Origin of the sequence: Streptomyces sp. NPDC002055, from assembly GCF_040296705.1 — a bacterium.
Taxonomy (GTDB): Bacteria; Actinomycetota; Actinomycetes; order Streptomycetales; family Streptomycetaceae; genus Streptomyces.
On the sequence record NZ_JBEOXS010000022.1, the window covers coordinates 65,388 to 82,703 of the forward strand.

At 69.4% G+C, this 17,316-nt stretch carries 16 protein-coding genes and 1 tRNA gene; 5 read left to right on the forward strand and 12 right to left on the reverse strand.

What is annotated here, in order from left to right:
- Positions 1–112: 112 nt before the first annotated feature.
- From thrB to ABT112_RS16180, 6 genes are all read right to left on the reverse strand, one after another.
- The gene (gene thrB / locus ABT112_RS16155; protein WP_351509929.1) at positions 113–1,093 is read right to left on the reverse strand and encodes a homoserine kinase; all 981 of its coding nucleotides are present in this window, start codon (positions 1,091–1,093) and stop codon (positions 113–115) included.
- A 362-nt stretch (positions 1,094–1,455) separates the two neighbouring features.
- Entirely contained in the window at positions 1,456–2,541 is a 1,086-nt protein-coding gene (gene thrC / locus ABT112_RS16160; protein ID WP_351509931.1) for a threonine synthase, read from the reverse strand.
- A 5-nt stretch (positions 2,542–2,546) separates the two neighbouring features.
- Positions 2,547–3,839: a homoserine dehydrogenase gene (locus tag ABT112_RS16165; RefSeq protein WP_351509933.1), complete on the reverse strand. Its 1,293-nt coding sequence runs from the start codon at positions 3,837–3,839 to the stop codon at positions 2,547–2,549.
- Between the two features lie 274 nt (positions 3,840–4,113).
- Positions 4,114–5,505 carry a diaminopimelate decarboxylase gene (gene lysA, locus ABT112_RS16170; protein WP_351509935.1) on the reverse strand — a complete coding sequence of 464 codons (1,392 nt, stop codon included), beginning with the start codon at positions 5,503–5,505 and terminating at the stop codon, positions 4,114–4,116.
- Between the two features lie 327 nt (positions 5,506–5,832).
- On the reverse strand, positions 5,833–7,116 hold the full coding sequence (gene nrtL, locus ABT112_RS16175; RefSeq protein WP_351509937.1) for an ArgS-related anticodon-binding protein NrtL: 1,284 nt from the start codon (positions 7,114–7,116) through the stop codon (positions 5,833–5,835).
- Between the two features lie 278 nt (positions 7,117–7,394).
- Positions 7,395–7,826, reverse strand: coding sequence for a response regulator (locus ABT112_RS16180; RefSeq protein WP_351509939.1), 432 nt, complete (start codon positions 7,824–7,826; stop codon positions 7,395–7,397).
- Positions 7,827–8,257: 431 nt separating this feature from the next.
- On the opposite strand from ABT112_RS16180, the gene ABT112_RS16185 reads away from it, so the two are divergent.
- A tRNA-Arg gene (locus ABT112_RS16185) sits at positions 8,258–8,329 on the forward strand.
- Between the two features lie 345 nt (positions 8,330–8,674).
- Positions 8,675–9,643 (forward strand): Swt1 family HEPN domain-containing protein, encoded by a 969-nt coding sequence (locus ABT112_RS16190; RefSeq protein WP_351509941.1) that lies wholly within the window; start codon positions 8,675–8,677, stop codon positions 9,641–9,643.
- A 46-nt stretch (positions 9,644–9,689) separates the two neighbouring features.
- Here ABT112_RS16190 and ABT112_RS16195 read toward each other — a convergent pair whose 3' ends face one another.
- Together ABT112_RS16195 and ABT112_RS16200 are read right to left on the reverse strand one after the other, a co-directional pair.
- Positions 9,690–9,986: a hypothetical protein gene (locus ABT112_RS16195; RefSeq protein WP_351509942.1), complete on the reverse strand. Its 297-nt coding sequence runs from the start codon at positions 9,984–9,986 to the stop codon at positions 9,690–9,692.
- On the reverse strand, positions 9,983–10,435 hold the full coding sequence (locus ABT112_RS16200) for a GntR family transcriptional regulator (RefSeq protein ID WP_351509944.1): 453 nt from the start codon (positions 10,433–10,435) through the stop codon (positions 9,983–9,985). Before ABT112_RS16200 ends, ABT112_RS16195 begins: the two co-directional genes overlap by 4 nt.
- Positions 10,436–10,843: 408 nt before the next feature.
- Between ABT112_RS16200 and ABT112_RS16205 the strand changes: the two genes are divergently transcribed.
- The gene (locus ABT112_RS16205) at positions 10,844–11,764 is read left to right on the forward strand and encodes a helix-turn-helix domain-containing protein (RefSeq protein ID WP_502975356.1); all 921 of its coding nucleotides are present in this window, start codon (positions 10,844–10,846) and stop codon (positions 11,762–11,764) included.
- Between the two features lie 104 nt (positions 11,765–11,868).
- Complete coding sequence (locus tag ABT112_RS16210; RefSeq protein WP_351509949.1) at positions 11,869–11,994, forward strand: hypothetical protein; 126 nt, start codon at positions 11,869–11,871, stop codon at positions 11,992–11,994.
- Positions 11,995–12,434: 440 nt separating this feature from the next.
- Here ABT112_RS16210 and ABT112_RS16215 read toward each other — a convergent pair whose 3' ends face one another.
- Complete coding sequence (locus tag ABT112_RS16215) at positions 12,435–12,731, reverse strand: GYD domain-containing protein (protein ID WP_351510017.1); 297 nt, start codon at positions 12,729–12,731, stop codon at positions 12,435–12,437.
- Between the two features lie 235 nt (positions 12,732–12,966).
- Complete coding sequence (locus ABT112_RS16220) at positions 12,967–13,464, reverse strand: potassium channel family protein (RefSeq protein WP_502975361.1); 498 nt, start codon at positions 13,462–13,464, stop codon at positions 12,967–12,969.
- 271 nt (positions 13,465–13,735) lie between these two features.
- Here ABT112_RS16220 and ABT112_RS16225 point away from each other — a divergent pair, with 271 nt between their 5' ends.
- Positions 13,736–15,238, forward strand: coding sequence for a hypothetical protein (locus ABT112_RS16225; RefSeq protein WP_351509952.1), 1,503 nt, complete (start codon positions 13,736–13,738; stop codon positions 15,236–15,238).
- Between the two features lie 130 nt (positions 15,239–15,368).
- Here ABT112_RS16225 and ABT112_RS16230 read toward each other — a convergent pair whose 3' ends face one another.
- Both ABT112_RS16230 and ABT112_RS16235 read right to left on the reverse strand, forming a co-directional pair.
- Positions 15,369–17,126, reverse strand: coding sequence for a tetratricopeptide repeat protein (locus ABT112_RS16230; RefSeq protein ID WP_351509954.1), 1,758 nt, complete (start codon positions 17,124–17,126; stop codon positions 15,369–15,371).
- On the reverse strand, positions 17,093–17,293 hold the full coding sequence (locus ABT112_RS16235; protein WP_351509956.1) for a hypothetical protein: 201 nt from the start codon (positions 17,291–17,293) through the stop codon (positions 17,093–17,095). Before ABT112_RS16235 ends, ABT112_RS16230 begins: the two co-directional genes overlap by 34 nt.
- Between the last annotated feature and the right edge of the window lie 23 nt (positions 17,294–17,316).

The following is a 17,316-nucleotide window of genomic DNA, read 5'->3' on the forward strand; positions in this document are numbered from 1 at the left end:
TCCCGAAGGGGGACACGGAGCACCGCACCTGAATGGTGCCGGGTGCAGACTTGAGGTTAACACTACCGGATCCAAAAACATTCCCCCTCACTCAAGACCGGCAAGCGTGTGTTCACCCGGGAATACGGCCCTCACCGGTGCCGTCGGGCGTTCTGGTGCCGTCCGGGTGTCCGCCCCGTCCGGAGAGCGGCAGGACACTCGCCCCCGCCGCGTCGAGGGTGAGCGGATTGGCCGCCCAGCCCTCGCCCGCCAGCTGCGCCACCTTGTCGGCGGTGCTGCTGTCGGCGAGCGCGAGCACCGTCGGGCCCGCGCCGGAGATGACCGCGGGGACGCCGTCCGCCCGCAGCCGGGCGACCAGGGCCACGCTCTGCGGCATCGCCGGGGAGCGGTACTCCTGGTGGAGCCGGTCCTCGGTGGCCGGCAGCAGCAGTTCGGGGCGCCGGGTGAGGGCCTCGACGAGCAGCGCGGCACGGCCCGCGTTGGTGGCCGCGTCCACATGCGGGACGGTGCGCGGCAGCAGGCCGCGGGCGGTCTCGGTGAGCACCGGCTTCGACGGCACGAAGACCACCGGAACGATGGATTCCGCAGGGGTCATCCGGATCGCGCGGGCGGCACCGGCGTCGGTCCACGCCAGGGTGAACCCGCCCAGCAGGCACGCCGCGACGTTGTCCGGGTGCCCCTCGATCTCGGTGGCCAGCTCCAGCAGCGCGGTGTCGTCGAGGCGCTCGGCGCCGCCTATCGTCACGGCGCGGGCGGCGACGATGCCCGCGCAGATGGCGGCGGAGGAGGAGCCCAGGCCGCGGCCGTGCGGAATGCGGTTGGCGCAGACGACCTCCAGCCCGCGGGGCTGCCCGCCGAGCAGGTCGAACGCGGTGCGCAGGGACCGGACGAGCAGATGACTCTCGTCCCGCGGCAGGGTCTCGGCGCCCTCACCGGCGATGTCGACGTGCAGGCCGGAGTCGGCGACCCGGACGACCACGTCGTCGTAGAGCCCCAGACTCAGCCCGAGGGCGTCGAAGCCCGGACCGAGGTTGGCGCTGGTGGCGGGGACGCGCACCCGTACGGCGGCGGCGCGGAAAGCGGGACCGGCCATCGGTCGATGACTCTCCTTGTGTGGAACGTGGGAATTCTCCCCGGACTTCCTCCCCGGGCCTCGCCGTGAGGAATCCCGGAGGTCCCCCGCCAGGGGCCCGGCGGCCGCGCATCATGGCGGGCAAGCTGCGGCGGGGCGGGGTTTCGACTACCAGCCTATCGAAGGAAGGTTCTGCCGCGACATAGGGCGCACGGGAGGCGCACGATGCGTGTCGCACCCAGCCTGTGCTCCCTTGAGGCGTTTCTCCCCGGATGTCCCGGGGAGAAGGGGCCGGACCTGGTGTTTCCCCCCGAGCTGCCGGGCCGGTCACGAGGACCGGGCAGCACCCCGGAGGGAAACGCCGTACGACGCGTCGGCCGAGGTCAGGCGAGGCCGAGCCGCTCGGCGGCCGCGTCCGCGTCCACCGGGACGGTGACCGGCTGCGGCGCGCCCGCCACGGCCCAGTCCGGGTCCTTGAGGCCGTTGCCGGTGACCGTGCAGACGATCCGCTGGCCGGGGTCGACCTTGCCCTCCTCGACGGCCTTCAGCAGGCCCGCGACGCTCGCGGCCGAGGCGGGCTCGACGAAGACGCCCTCCTGCGAGGCCAGCAGCCGGTAGGCCGCCAGGATCTGACGGTCGGTCACCGCGTCGATGAGGCCGCCGGACTCGTCCCGGGCCGCCTCCGCCTGCGACCAGGAGGCCGGGTTGCCGATCCGGATCGCGGTGGCGATGGTCTGCGGGTCGAGCACCGGCTCGCCGCGGACGATCGGCGCCGCGCCGGAGGCCTGGAAGCCCCACATCCGCGGGCGGCGGGAGGAGACGCCGTCGTCCGCGTACTCGCGGTAGCCCCGCCAGTACGCGGTGATGTTGCCCGCGTTGCCGACCGGCAGCACATGGATGTCGGGGGCGTCCCCGAGCGCGTCGACGACCTCGAAGGAGGCGGTCTTCTGGCCCTCGATCCGGTACGGGTTGACCGAGTTGACCAGCGCCACCGGGTACTTCTCGGACAGCCCGCGGGCCAGGTTCAGGCAGTCGTCGAAGTTGCCCTCGACCTGCAGGATGCGCGAGCCGTAGACCAGGGCCTGGCCCATCTTGCCCATCGCGATCTTGCCCTGAGGGACGAGGACGGCGCAGACCATCCCCGCCCGGACGGCGTACGCGGCGGCCGAGGCGGAGGTGTTGCCGGTGGAGGCGCAGATGACGGCCTTCGCGCCCTCCTCCTTCGCCCGGGTGATGGCCATCGTCATGCCGCGGTCCTTGAAGGACCCGGTGGGGTTGGCGCCCTCGACCTTGAGGTGGACCTCGCAGCCGGTGCGCTCGGAGAGCACCTGCGCGGGCACGAGCGGCGTGCCGCCCTCGCGGAGGGTGACGACCGGCGTGTCAGCGGTCACGGGCAGCCGATCGCGGTACTCCTCGATGATGCCGCGCCACTGATGGGTGCCGGTGGGCCGGTCGACGATTGCAGACATGTTCCTTACTCTCCTTCAACCCGCATGATGCTCGCGACGCCGCGCACGGTCTCGAGCCGGCGCAGCGCCTCGACGGTCGCCGAGAGGGCGGCGTCGGGTGCCCGGTGGGTGACGACCACGAGCGATGCCTCGCCGTCCTTGCCCTGCTGGCGGACCGTGTCGATGGATACGCCGTGCTCGGCGAAGACGGTGGCGACCTGGGCCAGGACGCCGGACTTGTCGGCGACGTCGAGGCTGATGTGATAGCGCGTGACGACCTCGCCCATCGGGCTGACCGGCAGCTGCGTGTACGCGGACTCGCCCGGCCCGGTCGCCTCGTTCACCTTGTTCCGGCAGACGGCGACCAGGTCGCCCAGGACCGCCGACGCCGTCGGCGAGCCGCCCGCACCGGGGCCGTAGAACATCAGCTGCCCGGCGGCGTCCGCCTCGATGAAGACCGCGTTGTACGCCTCCCGGACGGAGGCCAGCGGGTGGCTGAGCGGGATCATCGCCGGGTGCACGCGCGCGGTGACCGACCGGCCGTCGGCCGCCCGCTCGCAGATCGCCAGCAGCTTGACCGTGCAGCCCATGCGCTTGGCGGAGGCGATGTCGGCCGCGGTGACCTCGGTGATGCCCTCGCGGTGCACGTCGTCGATGGTGACGCGGGTGTGGAAGGCGATACCGGCCAGGATGGCGGCCTTGGCGGCGGCGTCGAAGCCCTCGACGTCGGCGGTCGGGTCGGCCTCGGCGTAGCCCAGCGCGGTCGCCTCGTCGAGTGCCTCGCTGTACCCGGCGCCGCTGGTGTCCATCTTGTCGAGGATGAAGTTCGTGGTGCCGTTGACGATGCCCAGGACGCGGTTGACCTTGTCGCCGGCCATGGATTCGCGCAGCGGCCGCACCAACGGGATGGCGCCGGCGACGGCCGCCTCGTAGTAGAGGTCGGTGCCGCGCTGCTCGGCGGCGGCGTGCAGGGCCGCGCCCTCCTCGGCGAGGAGCGCCTTGTTGGCGCTGACCACGCTGGCGCCGTGCTCGAAGGCCGTGGTGATCAGGCCCCGGGCGGGCTCGATCCCGCCGATGACCTCGATGACCACGTCGATGTCGCCGCGTTTGACCAGCGCCATCGCGTCGGTGGTGATCAGCTCCTCCGGAACGCCGTCCCGGACCCGGCCGGGACGGCGCACGGCGATACCGGCCAGCTCGACGGGCGCACCGACCCGGGCGGCGAGATCGTCCGCGTGCGTCGTCATGATGCGCGCCACCTCTGAGCCGACCACTCCACAGCCCAGCAGCGCCACTTTCAGCGGACGCGTACGCATCATCCGACCTCGTTTCTCATCCATCGTGGTGTTGCACCAGTCTCACTCACCGGACGGGACTTTCTATCCCCGTTCCAGAATTCGAGATGCCGTTCTCGTATTGCTGAGAACGGCTCCTCAATTATCTCCGCCGCCTGCTGTGCGGCGGACCTCCGCCCCTCCTCCGCCCGCCGGCCGAACCCCGGTGGGCGGGGTCGGCGCGGACGGGCCGGGGCCCCAGCCGACGCCCGGGGGCGGGCAGGGGGCCTGTGACGGCCCCCGGCCCTCCGCCGGCGGCCTACCCGACGTCGAGACGGAGCAGATCCTCCTCCGTCTCCCGCCGGACGATCACCCGCGCCTCGCCGTCCTTGACCACGACCACCGGCGGGCGCAGCGCATGGTTGTAGTTGCTCGCCATGGAGCGGCAGTACGCCCCCGTCGCCGGCACGGCGATCAGGTCGCCGGGCGCCAGGTCGGCGGGGAGGAAGGCGTCGCGGACCACGATGTCACCGGACTCGCAGTGCTTGCCCACGACGCGGGAGAGCATCGGCTCGGCGTCGGAGGTCCGGGACACCAGGGCCACCGAGTACTCCGCGTCGTACAGCGCGGTGCGGATGTTGTCGGACATGCCGCCGTCCACACTGACGTAGGTCCGCAGCCCCTGCAGCGGCTTGACCGTCCCCACCTCGTACAGCGTGAAGGCGGTGGGGCCGACGATCGCCCGGCCGGGCTCCACGGAGATCCGCGGCACGGCGAGACCGGCGCCTTCGCACTCACGGGTGACGATCTCGCTGAGCGCCTTCGCGATCTCGTGCGGCTCGCGGGGGTCGTCGTCGGCGGTGTACGCGATGCCGAGGCCGCCGCCGAGGTCGATCTCGGGCAGCTCGACCCCGTGCTCGTCACGGACCTGCTTCAGCAGCCCGACGACCCGGTGGGCCGCCACCTCGAAGCCGGAGGTGTCGAAGATCTGCGAGCCGATGTGGGAGTGGATGCCGACGAGTTCGAGGTGCTCGAGCCGGAGCGCGCGGCTCACCGCCTCGGCGGCCTGGCCGCCGGCGAGCGGGAGACCGAACTTCTGGTCCTCGTGCGCGGTGGCGATGAATTCATGCGTGTGCGCCTCGACGCCCACGGTCACCCGGATCTGCACCCGCTGGCGCTTTCCGAGCTTCTCCGCGATGTGCGCGACCCGCACGATCTCCTGGAACGAATCGAGGACGATACGGCCGACGCCTTCCCGGACGGCACGCTCGATTTCCTCGGTCGACTTGTTGTTCCCGTGCAGCGCAATGCGGTCGGCCGGCATTCCGGCCGCGAGCGCGGTGGCCAGTTCGCCGCCGGAGCAGACGTCGAGATTCAGCCCCTCCTCGTGCAGCCACCGCACGACGGCGCGGGAGAGGAACGCCTTGCCGGCGTAGAAGACGTCGGCACCGTCCCCGAACGCCTCGCGCCAGGCACGGCAGCGGGCGCGGAAATCCTCCTCGTCGAGGAAGTAGGCGGGCGTACCGAACTCCTCGGCGAGCCGCTGCACGTCGAGGCCGCCCACGGTCGCGACCCCGTCGGCGTCCCGGCCGACAGTCCGGGCCCAGACGCGCCGGTCGAGGACGTTGAGGTCGGCGGGCGGTGCGGTGTAGTGGCCCTCGGGGATGACGTCGGCGTAGCGCGGGCCGGCGGGGTGTGCGGAACGGCTCATGCGCGGGCCTCCGGTCCATTGGCCCGGGTGCCGGCGAGGGGCGTGGTGGGGACGTGGGCGGTGGGGGTGCCGGTGTGCCGGGCGGACATGCGGTCCCGCCTGTTCATGGGGGTCTCGCTTCGTTCGTACGCGGGGGCTGCGTTGCGTCCGCACGCGGGGGTTGCGTTTCGTTCGAACGCGGGGGATGTGTTGCGTCCGCACGCGGGGGTTGCGTTTCGTTCGAACGCGGGGGATGTGTTGCGTCCGCACGCGGGGGCTGCGTGCACAGGAGCTGTGTTCACGGGGGGTGTGCTCACGGGAGATGCGTTCACGGGGGCTCTGAACTCCTCAGAGATGTGCGGGTGCGGTGATGCCGAGCAGGTGCAGGCCGCCGGCGAGCACCGTCCCGGCCGCCTGGGCGAGGGCGACGCGGGCCCGGTGGGCGGCCTCGGGTTTCTCGTCACCGCGGGGCAGTACGGGGCAGGTGTCGTGAAAGCGGAAGAAGGCGTCAGCGGTCGCTTCCAGATGCCGCGCGACCCGATCGGGGGCACGCAGCCGGGCAGCGGAGGCCAGAACGGCGGGGTACTCACCGATGGCCCCGAGGAGATCGTCGACGGCGGGCAGGTCGTCGGGGGCGGGGAGGTCTTCGATGGCGGGGTGGAGGGTGCTGGATCCGCCGGGAATTCCCAGGTCAGCGGCGTTACGGAGCAGCGCGCAGGTGCGGGCGTGGGCGTACCGGACGCGGAAGAGCGGGTTCACCTCACGCTGAGCGAGGAGCTCCTGAGCATCGACACGGACGTGATCGTGAGCCGCGGGACGCAGCAGCGCCCAGCGCGCGGCGTCGGATCCGAGGGTGCGCAGCAGCTCGTCCGCGGACATGGCGACGGGCACGGGCCGGATGACGGAGACGGAGGGGGCGGAGGAGGAGACTCCAGCGGAGGAAGGGACTCCAGCGGCAGATGCGGAACCCGTCCCGGGCAGGGCGGGGCGGCAACCGTCGACGTTGCCGGACAGCCCGTCGCGGAAGCTCTCAGCGGCGTCAGCGGCGTCAGCGGCGTCAGCGGCGTCAGCGGCCGAGGCTTCCCGTAGGTGGGACTCGACGGTGACACCGAGTCCCACCCAGTCCGGATCGCTGCCGAAGGCGCGGGACTGTCCTGCCCCCGGCTCACAACGGAGGGTGATGTCGGCCGCCCCTTGGGTGCGCAGGATGCGAGCGACGGCGTCCGCGGTGACGGCGGCTCGGGTCTCACGGCGAAAGGCGAGCACGACGGCCTGCCCGGCCAGCGCGTCCCCGTACCCGTATCCATCGCCCTGGCCGAGCACCTGCCGCACGAGCCCGGAGTGCGAAGCGGAATCCAGCGTGATGTTGAGGAAGCCCGGGTCGGCGATCTCGACGCGAGCAACCCCCGACGCCTCGGCGAGCCTGGGGCGCAGGATCTCGGCCACCCGGCGCGGCGTATGCCCCGCACTGCCGGCGAGCTGGAGGGCGATGTTGGTGGCGTAGTCCCCGCAGCCGGGGCGGGGCGGGCGGCGGACCACCGCACGCGTCGGTACGGTCACACGCAGCTCACCGGCCTCGACGGCGCAGCGCACGGTGCGGAGCACGGTGCGGGAGAGCTCGGCGGGTGTCACGGCACCAGCGTATGGGAGGAGGGGGGTGGGTCCGCGAACCGGATTCGCCCGAGGGCCTCACCGTCCGGCTCCGTGACCGGGCCACGCGCCCGCGCACGCCTGCCGTCCGGCCGCGGAGTCCGCCCGCCGACCACTGCGTTGACTCACTGGAAGGCCCCAGCCGCCCTTCACCGACGCGCCGAGTGGGCCTGGGCGGACCGACGCGCTGAGTGGGCCTGAGCGGTGGGTGCCGACAGGCCGGGTCAGCCGCCTGAACGGGTGGGGGCCGACAGGCTGGGTCAGCCGGCGGGGCGCACGGCAGGCTCGGGACCATGGCCCGTGCCGCTCGGCCCGCTCACATCCCCGTCGGGGCCGGAGCTCCGTCTGCTGTCGACAAGTCTTCGCACCACTTGCACGAGCTCAGCGGGCTCAAAAGGTTTCGCCAGGAACGCTTCCACACCCAAGGTCTGCCCACGATCCACTTCCTGCTGCGCGCAGGCACTGACGATCGCCAGCGGGATGTCGCGCGTGGAGGGATCGGAACGCAGTCGGGAGGCGGTACGCATGCCGTCGAGCCGAGGCATGACGACATCGAGGGTGATCACATCGGGGCGCACGCGGTGCACAATCTCCAGGCACTCGGCACCATCGGCCGCGGTCACGACCTCGAAACCCTCAAGCTCGAGGTTGACCCTGATCAGCTGCCGGATGACCTTGTTGTCGTCGACCACAAGGACCCGGCCGGAGGAGCCAGGCACAAACCCGAGAGTAGGTCCGCAGCTTGGACTGCGTCCGGGTTTTGCCCACTTCCACCCCCTGCGGGGGACCTCCACACGAGGGTTGACGCCCCTTTGCGCCACTTCCGACAACGACTGAGCCATCCCCGCACCGGGGACCGCATGGAGGAGGGACAGGCGAGCGGGATGAGGCCCGAGGGAGCTACGGGGCTCGGGTCCCGCTCTGGGCCCATGTGTCCCAACAAGCGGCACTGCACCCACGGGGAACCACCGGGGAAGCACGAGCCGCCTCCGGCAGCGAGGGCATGGAGCGACCTTGCCACCGAGCTCCGCCCGATCGCGGCGAGCACCTGCAGAAACCCGTTCATGAGCACCCCATCGGAGCTGGTAGTGTTCTGTTCGTCGCCGCGAGCAGCAGCGACAACGCCCCCGTAGCTCAGGGGATAGAGCAACGGCCTCCGGAGCCGTGTGCGCAGGTTCGAATCCTGCCGGGGGCACTTCGCCTCAACCAGCACGATGATGCGGTTGACCAGCGCAGATGCCAAGCATGAAGAGCGGGAACCAGTCTCACTGGGTCCCGCTCTTTGTCGTTGGTTCGCGCTGATCGCGATAGACCTGCGATAGACGGGTCGGGCGATCAGCGACGGACTCACGCATGTCTGCTGCGCGTCGAAGCCACCTCTCCCTAGAAACCACGGCGCAACGTGCAGACGGACGGCTAGCCTCGCCACAGTTCAGCACCAGAGCGAGGGGGATGCAGGCAGATGCGGGCCCGCAGCACGTGGCAGCGATTTTCTCTAGGCACAAAAGCAGCCATCGATCAGGCACTGTATGCAAGTGGAATGCCAGAGGAAACTCTTGCCTTGTACTCACGCTGGTGGCAGCTAGAGACGTACCTGCGCTCTCTGATCTACGTGGAACTTCGATCGTTTCACGGCGTAGATTGGGTGAACCACATCGGCCAGAGCGCGACAACCAGACAACAGAGAGACGAGTCTCTCAAGTACATGGCCACTGCGGACTGGGAAGATCCGTTGAGCTATCTGGACGTCGGGAAGCTCTTTCCGCTACTTGAGGCCAACTGGCATCTCGTAGAACCATCGCTGATGAACAAAGACGCTCTTCTTGCTCGCACTTCAGAACTACTCGCGATACGACACCGTCTTGGCCATCTACGTCGCCCTCACGGTGACGACCTCAACCGTCTTGAGCAAACACTGCGCGATCTAGAGAAGGGAGCATTCGCCGCTTACGCTTCATATAACCGCGACTTTCATCCAGACCCTAACATTGCCGATCAGGTTGTCGCCGCATGGATCCGTGAAGAGCATCAGACAGCTCAGAGGCTAATCCAGCACGCCGATCGTCAGTACGATGTCCTTTTTCGCCTTTCGTATACGGTTCGCCCGTATGCCACCGCACCGACGGGAAGCGATCCGATCAGCGGTTGCACCGGCCTCCTCTGGAAAGCGACCTTCCACCTACGCGGCCGGGAGGTACGCCCATCTGCACTATGGCGAGACAGCTACCTGAATCGCAATGCGAGACAGCTACTCGTCCATATGCTCATCGACTCTGGGTCGGTGGCCTTCACATTCCCCGCTGTTGATGACGGCGAGCGAGTGGCGGACGCGATAGGGGAAGCGTTTGACGCTGTACTTCTCAACGTTCGCGACAGACGTGAAAAGAGTGAGCGTGAGCTCAGCGAATCTCCAATGCGCAGTATTCACCTCGACCCACGCATTGAGATGAATTCAGGATGGAACGTTGTCGATGACACGACAGTGCCGATCTCCATCTTTGGTGCTTGATGGTGGTGGCGCCCTAGTTCAGGGCGCCACCACCACTAGGTATTCGCTAAATCAGGATGACCAGCCAAGTTCCTTCTCGATCTTCTGGTTCATCACAAGCGGCCGGGTACCCCTGGTCAGCAAGCCACCAGGCCACGGCTACTTCTCGCTGCACCGATGCAAGCCGGTCGGCTCCCCGCCCCACCCGCGAGATGATCCGGCCGCCGTCGACACGGAACACGGCATGGTCGCCTAGCCGCAGCATCTCGATACCGTCCGGCTCCAGGTCGGCGACCGCGCATGCCCGGCGCAGGATGGCCTTTGCCGCGTCCGCGTCGAACTCCGTGCGTTCCGTCGTCGTCATGCCGTCTGCGTCTCCCGTCCGGTCGGCAGGGTGAGCACTTCACGCCCCCTCCCTGCCCCCTTGCCGATCAACCCACGCCCTTCCATCTGCGCGATGGCCGAGCGCACGGCGGTCCGAGACGCGCCGAACCGCTCGCACAGCTCCTTCTCGGTGGGGAAGCGGTCACCGACCTTCACCCCTTCGCCGCGCAACAGGTCGGTCACCCTCTCGACCAACGGCCGACGGTCACCGGCCCCCGTCATGAACCATCCGGCGCCCTGTACCGACTCGATCACCCCATCGGCCTTGAGAGTGGCAAGCGCCCGCTCGATGGTGCTGCGACTCACGCCGTACTCGCTCACGAGTGCCGACTGAGACGGCAGCGCTTCCGTGATCTTGCCGTCCCTGATCTTCTCGCGGAGGGATTCTGAGACCTCCAGGTACGTACCTCGCGGACTGCCCTGCGGCACGTGGGCTCCCCTTCCTCGGCCTGGCCGGCGCCCCGTCGGCGCGTCATGGGTCAAGTTTTCCACGACCCGTGCAGTCGACCCATGGTCTCGCCAGTCCTCCCCTTCGGCGCCGTCGTTCTCCTGCGCATCCAGTGCCTTCCCATGTGCGGTACTAGCCGAGCTAGCGCGCCGACGTCGGACAGTTTTGGGACGTTGTCGACGACTCTAGCTCTCTGAACTGCGCGGATGCCCCCGTCTCGCTTGCTCGAAGTGCTACATAACATCTGGCCGTCCCGGACGGATTCTCGGCATCGTTGGACATGGATGCCGCCTCGTTGTCAGGCTCTTGTTGTCCGAGTGGCGGACTTACACATCGCGATAACGGGACTAGGGGGACCGGTGCAGCGTCACAGATATAGAGATGCACACATGAGAGGCGGATCATTGCAGTCCTGGCTATTGGGGGAGAAGCGTCGAAGTGGTCTCAGCTTCGGAGAGTTGGCTGCGCTGACATTCGTCTCGAAATCTTCCTTGCAGCGGGCTACGCAAGGGTTCGAGCTGCCCAGTCGGCAAGTTTTCGAAGCTTTTGTTCGCGGCTGCGCCTCAGATCCCGAGATTGCCGAAGGTGAGTGGCAGAGGGCCAGAATGATGCACCATCTCTTCCTGGGGCAGAGAGTCTCATCGCTCCACCCTGAAGACGTCACAAACCACAGCGAATTACGTCAGGCTCTTGAGGGCCTCGTGAAGCGAAAAGGTCTCACCCTTCGGCAGATTGAAAAGCTTGCCGAAAGGCGAAATGCCAAACTCCGCCGCAGCACGCTGAGCGATTCGCTGAGTGGGCGTCAAAACTTCAGTCTCGCGTCGGTGCAAGAGCTTGTCCGGTCGTGCGGAGGAGAGGAGAACCTCGTTCAGGCGTGGGGTGATGCATGGCGGCGAGCAGAGAGCGATAGACGCGGCCGAAAGGGGCATCTGGGTGAGGTTCGCAAGCTGCCAGCAGAGGTGAGGCAATATGTTGAGCTTGGCGTAGGAGAAATTTTCCGTGTGTGCGAGCGCTACGGGGTTTCGAGTGCCGAGATAGACATGTTTATTCGCGAGCGTGCCGACTTGCAGCGCCGGACGGGTAGGCGCAGTTATTGGCTTGATGCTCCGGAGTCATGGAAGGCTTCCGTATCCCAACCTTGCGGTGACGTGTCAGGGGGCATCGAAAGGGCCGTAGAAAGCGTGCTGCTAGAGCATTTCGGAGGGCCGTTGAATGGGGATCTTGCGGCGGGACTCACGAAAGCGGTGGTCGAAGAAGTTCGCCAGAACAGAATGGTGAGCAACCTCGGCGAATCGGAGACTCGCGAATAAATACAGTTTCACCATTCGACTGCGCCATGTCGTAGATCTGGCGCCGGGGGAGGTTTGCCTTGGAAGGCCCTAAGGGCGATACCGGAAGACAGGAGGGGAACTTCGTGGAAGACCTGAGCGGGCGAAAACTGCGCAAACAGTGGAGTTGGCCCGAACGCTGGCAAGTCGCACTGGCTGCGGCGGGCCTGCTCGTGGCGATCATCAGCACAGTGGTCCAGTACGTGCAATAGCGCGGTCCACGCATGGCGGTAGCGGACGGCCGTCAGGGGGCAAGTCGCTCTGCGCACGGTATGCGATAGAGATCGGCCCAACGTTGCACGCGACAGGCAAAGCATGCAGGTCAAGTGCCATTTCTAGATTGCCCTAGGCATGCCCTCCGGAGCCGTGTGCGCAGGTTCGAATCCTGCCGGGGGCACCTTGTACGAGGTGCCCAAAGACCCCGCCATCAGCGCTTTTGCTGAGACGGGGTCTTCGCGTATGTGCAGCCGTCTGCCACTCAAAGCCGCCGCATGCCGACGTCCGTGGACTGTTTCGTGGGCAGGGGCAGGAAGGCGGGTCATCGGCGCAGGTCACCGTGGCATGGCGAAGCCCCGGGACGGTGTCCAGGGGCTTCGGAGCGTCCGCCCTGGGGCACTCGTATTCGCGAAACCGGTCCTCGATCTGTAAAGCCTCAGCCAGTGGCTTTGGCGATGATGCGGTCCATCTCCTCCCGGCCGAAGGCCCGCAGCGTGGTGGGACGCACATTGCCCAGCCCGGCGACCTGCAAGAGCACCGCAGTGGCGGTCTCGTCATCGGGCGCCTCTACCACTGCCACGAGGTCGTACGGACCGACGGTCCAGTAGAGGTTCAGGACTTTCACCCCCATCTTCTGTGCCGCCGCGGCGAAGGCCTCGGCGCGCTGCGGGGTGTCCTTGTAGCCCCGGATCCCCTGATCGGTCCAGTTCAGCAACGAGACAAACGTCGGCATGGTCATTCACCCCTATGAACGGAGACACAACACATCGTCGATCCATGCTGAGCACCATGGCGCGTAAAGCGCATTCAGAGACAGGCCGGACGAGCGATGACCGGCACCCTGTGCCGCCGGACGCCCGAATTCGGCCGGCGACCGGGCAGCTTCGGTTCCCGTGACGAGTCCGGTCTCTCCTCGTGATGTGGGGCCCCGCCGGGTCGGAGCCGGCCGGCGGATCTGTCGTCGGCGGTCAGCGGTCGCCGTGGTTAGTGAGGAGGCGTTCCATGTGGTCGAAGCGGGCGTGGAGGGCGCGGAGTTCGGTGTCGAGGGCCTCCTCGCCCTCGTGGGTGTACCGGCGGACCTCCGTGCCGAGGCGGTGGGCGTCCTGCTGGGCCTTGCCGACGAACCAGGTGGCGATCGCCGCGGTGACCATGCCGAAGGTGGTGATGCCGGCCAGCATGACGACCGAGGCGATGACCCGTCCCCAGGCCGTCACCGGGTACAGGTCTCCGTACCCGACGGTGGTCGCGGTCTCGATGGACCACCAGACGGCCTTGGGGTACGAGGTGATGTTGGCGCCCGGGGCGCCGTGTTCGGCGGGGACGACCAGGGCCGAGCCCGCCAGCAGGACGAGCGCGGTGGCCAGGGACATGCCGAGGGCGGCCCGGACGTGGAAGGTGCGCCACCACTTCTTGCCCAGCAGCCGGCCGAGGAAGAGCACGAAGAACGACTGCTGCACGGAACACATCCCCCTGGCGACGGGCACGGGCAGGGCTTCGGGGCGAGGCTACCGCCGCGGGAGGCGGGTGGAGAGCTGACACACGCGGCCGGCTGCGGGTGGGCGGAGTACGGCCTGCCGGTCAGCCGTCAGTGTCAGCCCGAGTCCATGGACGGGCTGTGGACGGTGTCCTGGCGCATCGCCGCAGGTGAGTTGTTCTTCGCGAGGCCCGGAAACCTGGGCCCGGCGGAGACTGCCGAACGCGTCGACACCATCGGGTGATCGCTGCGACGATCTTGCGATGTCCTCCCCTCTTACGGAGCTGTGGTTGCGCGGCGTCGCCGCCAACCCGGCCGCGCCGTCGGATGTCCTGCTGCGTCTGCTGAACCCGGCTGCGCGCGCGGCCTGGACCGTCATGTGCCAGGAGCGTGCCCTTCCCGCGGATGTGGTCGACGCGGTGATCGGGCATCCGGCGCGGGCGGTTCGCCGGGCCTTCGCCCGCAATCGGCATGCCACCTCGGTGCAGCGGGGTCGACTGGTCGAGGACCCCGACGGTTTCGTCCGCGCCGACCTCGCCTCCGGCCCCCGCCCGCGGCTGGGGCGGGTCGAAGCGCTCCCCGCCGATGTCATCGAAACGCTGCTGACCGGACAGGACGATGCCGATCACGATCAGCTGGTCACCGCTGCCGAGGTCGCACAGGAGCTGGTGGTCTCCGGGCAGATACCCATGTCCTTCTACCGGGAAATGTGGGCTCACAAGAACCCCGAACTACGGGCGCAGGCAGCCGGCGCCTGGCTCTGGCTCACGCATGAGCAACGCCGTGCCCTGCTGACCGATCCGGACCCTGCCGTACGCGACGCCGCCCGCAAGGGCTGTCGGGTGCTGGTTCCCGCTGCCATGGAGGCCGACCTGCCGGAAGCCGACTGCCACCACCGGTCGCTTCTGCTCGTCAACTACGCCGTCTCCCGCAAGGTGGCGGCCGCGTGCCTCGCCGACGGACGCAACCTGTGGGCCCTGGCCCACAACCGCCACACGCCGGCGGACGTCGTCGCGCGCCTTGCGGGCCATCCCGATCCCCGCGTACGTGAGCGCGTGGCCGGCCGGGCCGACCTCGGTCCCCGCCTGCTGGAGAATCTCGCCGAGGACCCGGACGACACCGTGCGGACCCGGGCGCTGGTGCATCCCCTGCCACGCACCTGGGCCCAACGCGAGGCTCTTGATCGGGTCGTCGGCCGCACCGCCGAGAACATCGGTCCGGTCGACGAGCTGCGGGTGGAGCCGGACACCGGCTGGTACAGCGCATGTGCCGATTCCGCCTCTCCCCTGCTCCGCCGAGTCGCCGTGACCTGTCCCGGGCTTCCCCAGGACCTGGTGCAGCGCCTGGCCGACGACCCCGACCCGCAGGTGCGGTACCTGCTCGCCTACAACCACCCGCTCGCGCCGCCCGAAACCGTCCTCGACGCCTTCCTTGCCACTCCACGGCAGCGCCCGTATCTCCTGACGCTGCCCCAGCTGCCCCGCACCGGTCTGCGCCATCTCCTCGACCACGAGGACCCGGACGTGCGCGAACTGGCCGCCGCCGACCCCACCTTGGACCGGGCGCCCGTCCACCTGGTAACCGACACCGACGCCCAGGTGCGTCGAGCCGCCGCCGCCAACCCGCTCCTGCCTCTCGACCTGATCGCGATACTTCTGGAGCGCGCCGAAACCGCGGAAGGGGCGGCGGCCAACGCGGGCCTCTCCGCCGAACGCCTTCACGAACTGCTCGACCGCGCCGGTCTGCCCCGCACCGCCGCTGAGTGAACCGATGCGCGTCGGCCGCGTCCCGCCCGGTCGCGTCGTTGTTCGCACTCGGGTGGGACGGTGCGCGTGTACGGGACGCGGCTGGTGCGCATGCGCGAGCCATGTCGCCCGTCGGCGTCAGCCCTCGCCGTCAGCCCTCGCCCCCGGCCCCCGAGTCGGCTTCCCCGTGGGCCTCGCTGTGGGCCGCGCGGGCGCGGGTCCAGGTTTCCTCGGTGATCAGGCCGCGGTCCCGGAGGCGGTCCAGGACGATGTCGCCGCGCGGGGCCCGTACGGCGGTGGTCAGGGCGTTCAGCAACGCGGGGCGGGCGCGGGCGGGGTCTCCTCGGTCGTGGGCGTCGAAGGCCTGTTCCGCGGCGGTGAAGGGGTCGTCGGGGGCGGCTTCGGCGGCTTCCGTCAGGTGCCGGGCCGCGGCGTCCCGGTCCCCGAAGGCCAGGGCGGCGCTGTAGCGGCCCATGGCCAGGCCGTGCCGCAGGCCCGCCGGGTCGGCGGCCATGGCGGTGCCGGGTGCCTGGTGCAGGGCCTCGGTGCCCTTGCCGAACAGCCGGTCCGCGCGGTGCGGTTCGCGGGCCGTGAGGGCCAGGTGGCCCAGGCGCAGCAGGACGTCGGGGTTGAGAGGGCGCAGGACGAGGAGTTCGGTCCAGGTCTTCTCGGCCTCCGCGGTGTGTCCGAGGCGCTCCTGGCAGTCGCCGAGCCGGAGCAGGGCGAGCGGGCCCGGTTCGGTCGCCGGGCCGGGGAGGGCGGCGAGGACCTGGCGGAGGTCGTGTTCCGCGGTGCGGGCGTCGCCGCTGTCGTACGCCGATTCGGCCCGCATGAGGAGGGGTTCGACGGTGCCCTCCAGGGTGGGTGCGGCGTGCACCAGGGCCCAGTCGAGGAGTTCGCGCACCCGGGGCGCGTGTCCGGAACCCCCGTAGAGCAGGATCCTGGCCGCTCCGACGACCAGCGGGCCGCTGTGCGGTGCCTGTTCCAGGGCGGGGGCCAGGCGCCGCAGGGCGGCCTCGGGGTGGCCCGCGGCGAGGAGTTCGGCCGCTGCCTGGAGCGTGCCGCGCATCTCCTCGAAGCCCATGCGGATCTCGGCCGGCAGGACCGGTCCGGCGACGCCCCGGCGCCAGTCGCCGAGGACCGCGTCGACGGTGCCGGGCCGCAGGGCCCGGTCGGGCGGGGCTCCGGGGCGGGAGGTCCAGCCGGGGACGAACAGCGGCAGCGGCGGGGCGACCGGTTCGCGCCGGGGCGGTACGCCGAGGGTGCGGGCGGGGTCGGCCGGGCCGCCGGTGCGGTCGTCGACGGACACCCAGGCGGGCGCGCGGAAGTTCTTGACCCGCACTTCGACGGGCCAGAAGGCCGACGAGGACGTGCCGTGCAGATCGTGCGAGACGACGTCGCGGTAGAGGTCGTCGGAGACGATGACGGCGAGGCCGGCCGCGGGGTAGGCGTCGACGGCGCCGCGCAGGGCGGCGCTGTCGAGCATGCGGGGCACCTCGATGGCGACATTGGTGGAGTAGCCGAGCGGCTGTTCGCGGAGCATGCCCTGGCCGAGGCTGAGCCGGGCCCGCGTCCGGGCGGTCTCCGGCGCCGTCGTGTTGTGGTGGCGCAGGCCGGCGCCGAGGACCCGGCAGAACGCGGCGATCGTCCGGGCCTCGTCGATCCCGGCGGGGAGGACGATGAACGCCCCGTCGCCGGCGGCCTGGAGCCGCCACTGCCGGAAGTCCGTTCCGCTGTCGATCGCGGTGGCCCGGAGCAGGAGGTGCAGCAGCCGTTGCAGTGCCTCCCGCTCCGGGGCGCGGGTGCGGCGGCTCCACGCGACGATGTCCACGCCCGCGCAGAGCCGCCGTTCGCCGGAGAGCATCATGCGGCCGGTCAGTACCGGAACCAGTCGACGATGCTGTCCCATATCGAGCCGATGGTGTTCTTGAGCGACTCCCACAGGCTCCGGGCGGCGTCGCGCAGCCACCTCAGGAAGGCGTCGACGTTCGCGAGGACCTGTTCGAGTTTGCTGCGCGACAGCTGGTCGAGCATGGTTTCGAGTCTGGCCCGCTGGGCGCTGGTGAGTGTGGCCACGGTGGTCGTTTCCTTTCCCGGGT

What these genes read in the sequence shown, in the direction of transcription:
- thrB (WP_351509929.1), bottom strand. Translation starts at nt 1,093, where the DNA reads ATGGCCGGTCCCGCTTTCCGCGCCGCCGCCGTACGGGTGCGCGTCCCC.
- thrC (WP_351509931.1), bottom strand. Translation starts at nt 2,541, where the DNA reads ATGTCTGCAATCGTCGACCGGCCCACCGGCACCCATCAGTGGCGCGGC.
- ABT112_RS16165 (WP_351509933.1), bottom strand. Translation starts at nt 3,839, where the DNA reads ATGATGCGTACGCGTCCGCTGAAAGTGGCGCTGCTGGGCTGTGGAGTG.
- lysA (WP_351509935.1), bottom strand. Translation starts at nt 5,505, where the DNA reads ATGAGCCGTTCCGCACACCCCGCCGGCCCGCGCTACGCCGACGTCATC.
- ABT112_RS16190 (WP_351509941.1), top strand. Translation starts at nt 8,675, where the DNA reads ATGCCAGAGGAAACTCTTGCCTTGTACTCACGCTGGTGGCAGCTAGAG.
- ABT112_RS16195 (WP_351509942.1), bottom strand. Translation starts at nt 9,986, where the DNA reads ATGACGACGACGGAACGCACGGAGTTCGACGCGGACGCGGCAAAGGCC.
- ABT112_RS16205 (WP_502975356.1), top strand. Translation starts at nt 10,844, where the DNA reads ATGAGAGGCGGATCATTGCAGTCCTGGCTATTGGGGGAGAAGCGTCGA.
- ABT112_RS16215 (WP_351510017.1), bottom strand. Translation starts at nt 12,731, where the DNA reads ATGCCGACGTTTGTCTCGTTGCTGAACTGGACCGATCAGGGGATCCGG.
- ABT112_RS16220 (WP_502975361.1), bottom strand. Translation starts at nt 13,464, where the DNA reads ATGTGTTCCGTGCAGCAGTCGTTCTTCGTGCTCTTCCTCGGCCGGCTG.
- ABT112_RS16225 (WP_351509952.1), top strand. Translation starts at nt 13,736, where the DNA reads ATGTCCTCCCCTCTTACGGAGCTGTGGTTGCGCGGCGTCGCCGCCAAC.
- ABT112_RS16230 (WP_351509954.1), bottom strand. Translation starts at nt 17,126, where the DNA reads ATGGGACAGCATCGTCGACTGGTTCCGGTACTGACCGGCCGCATGATG.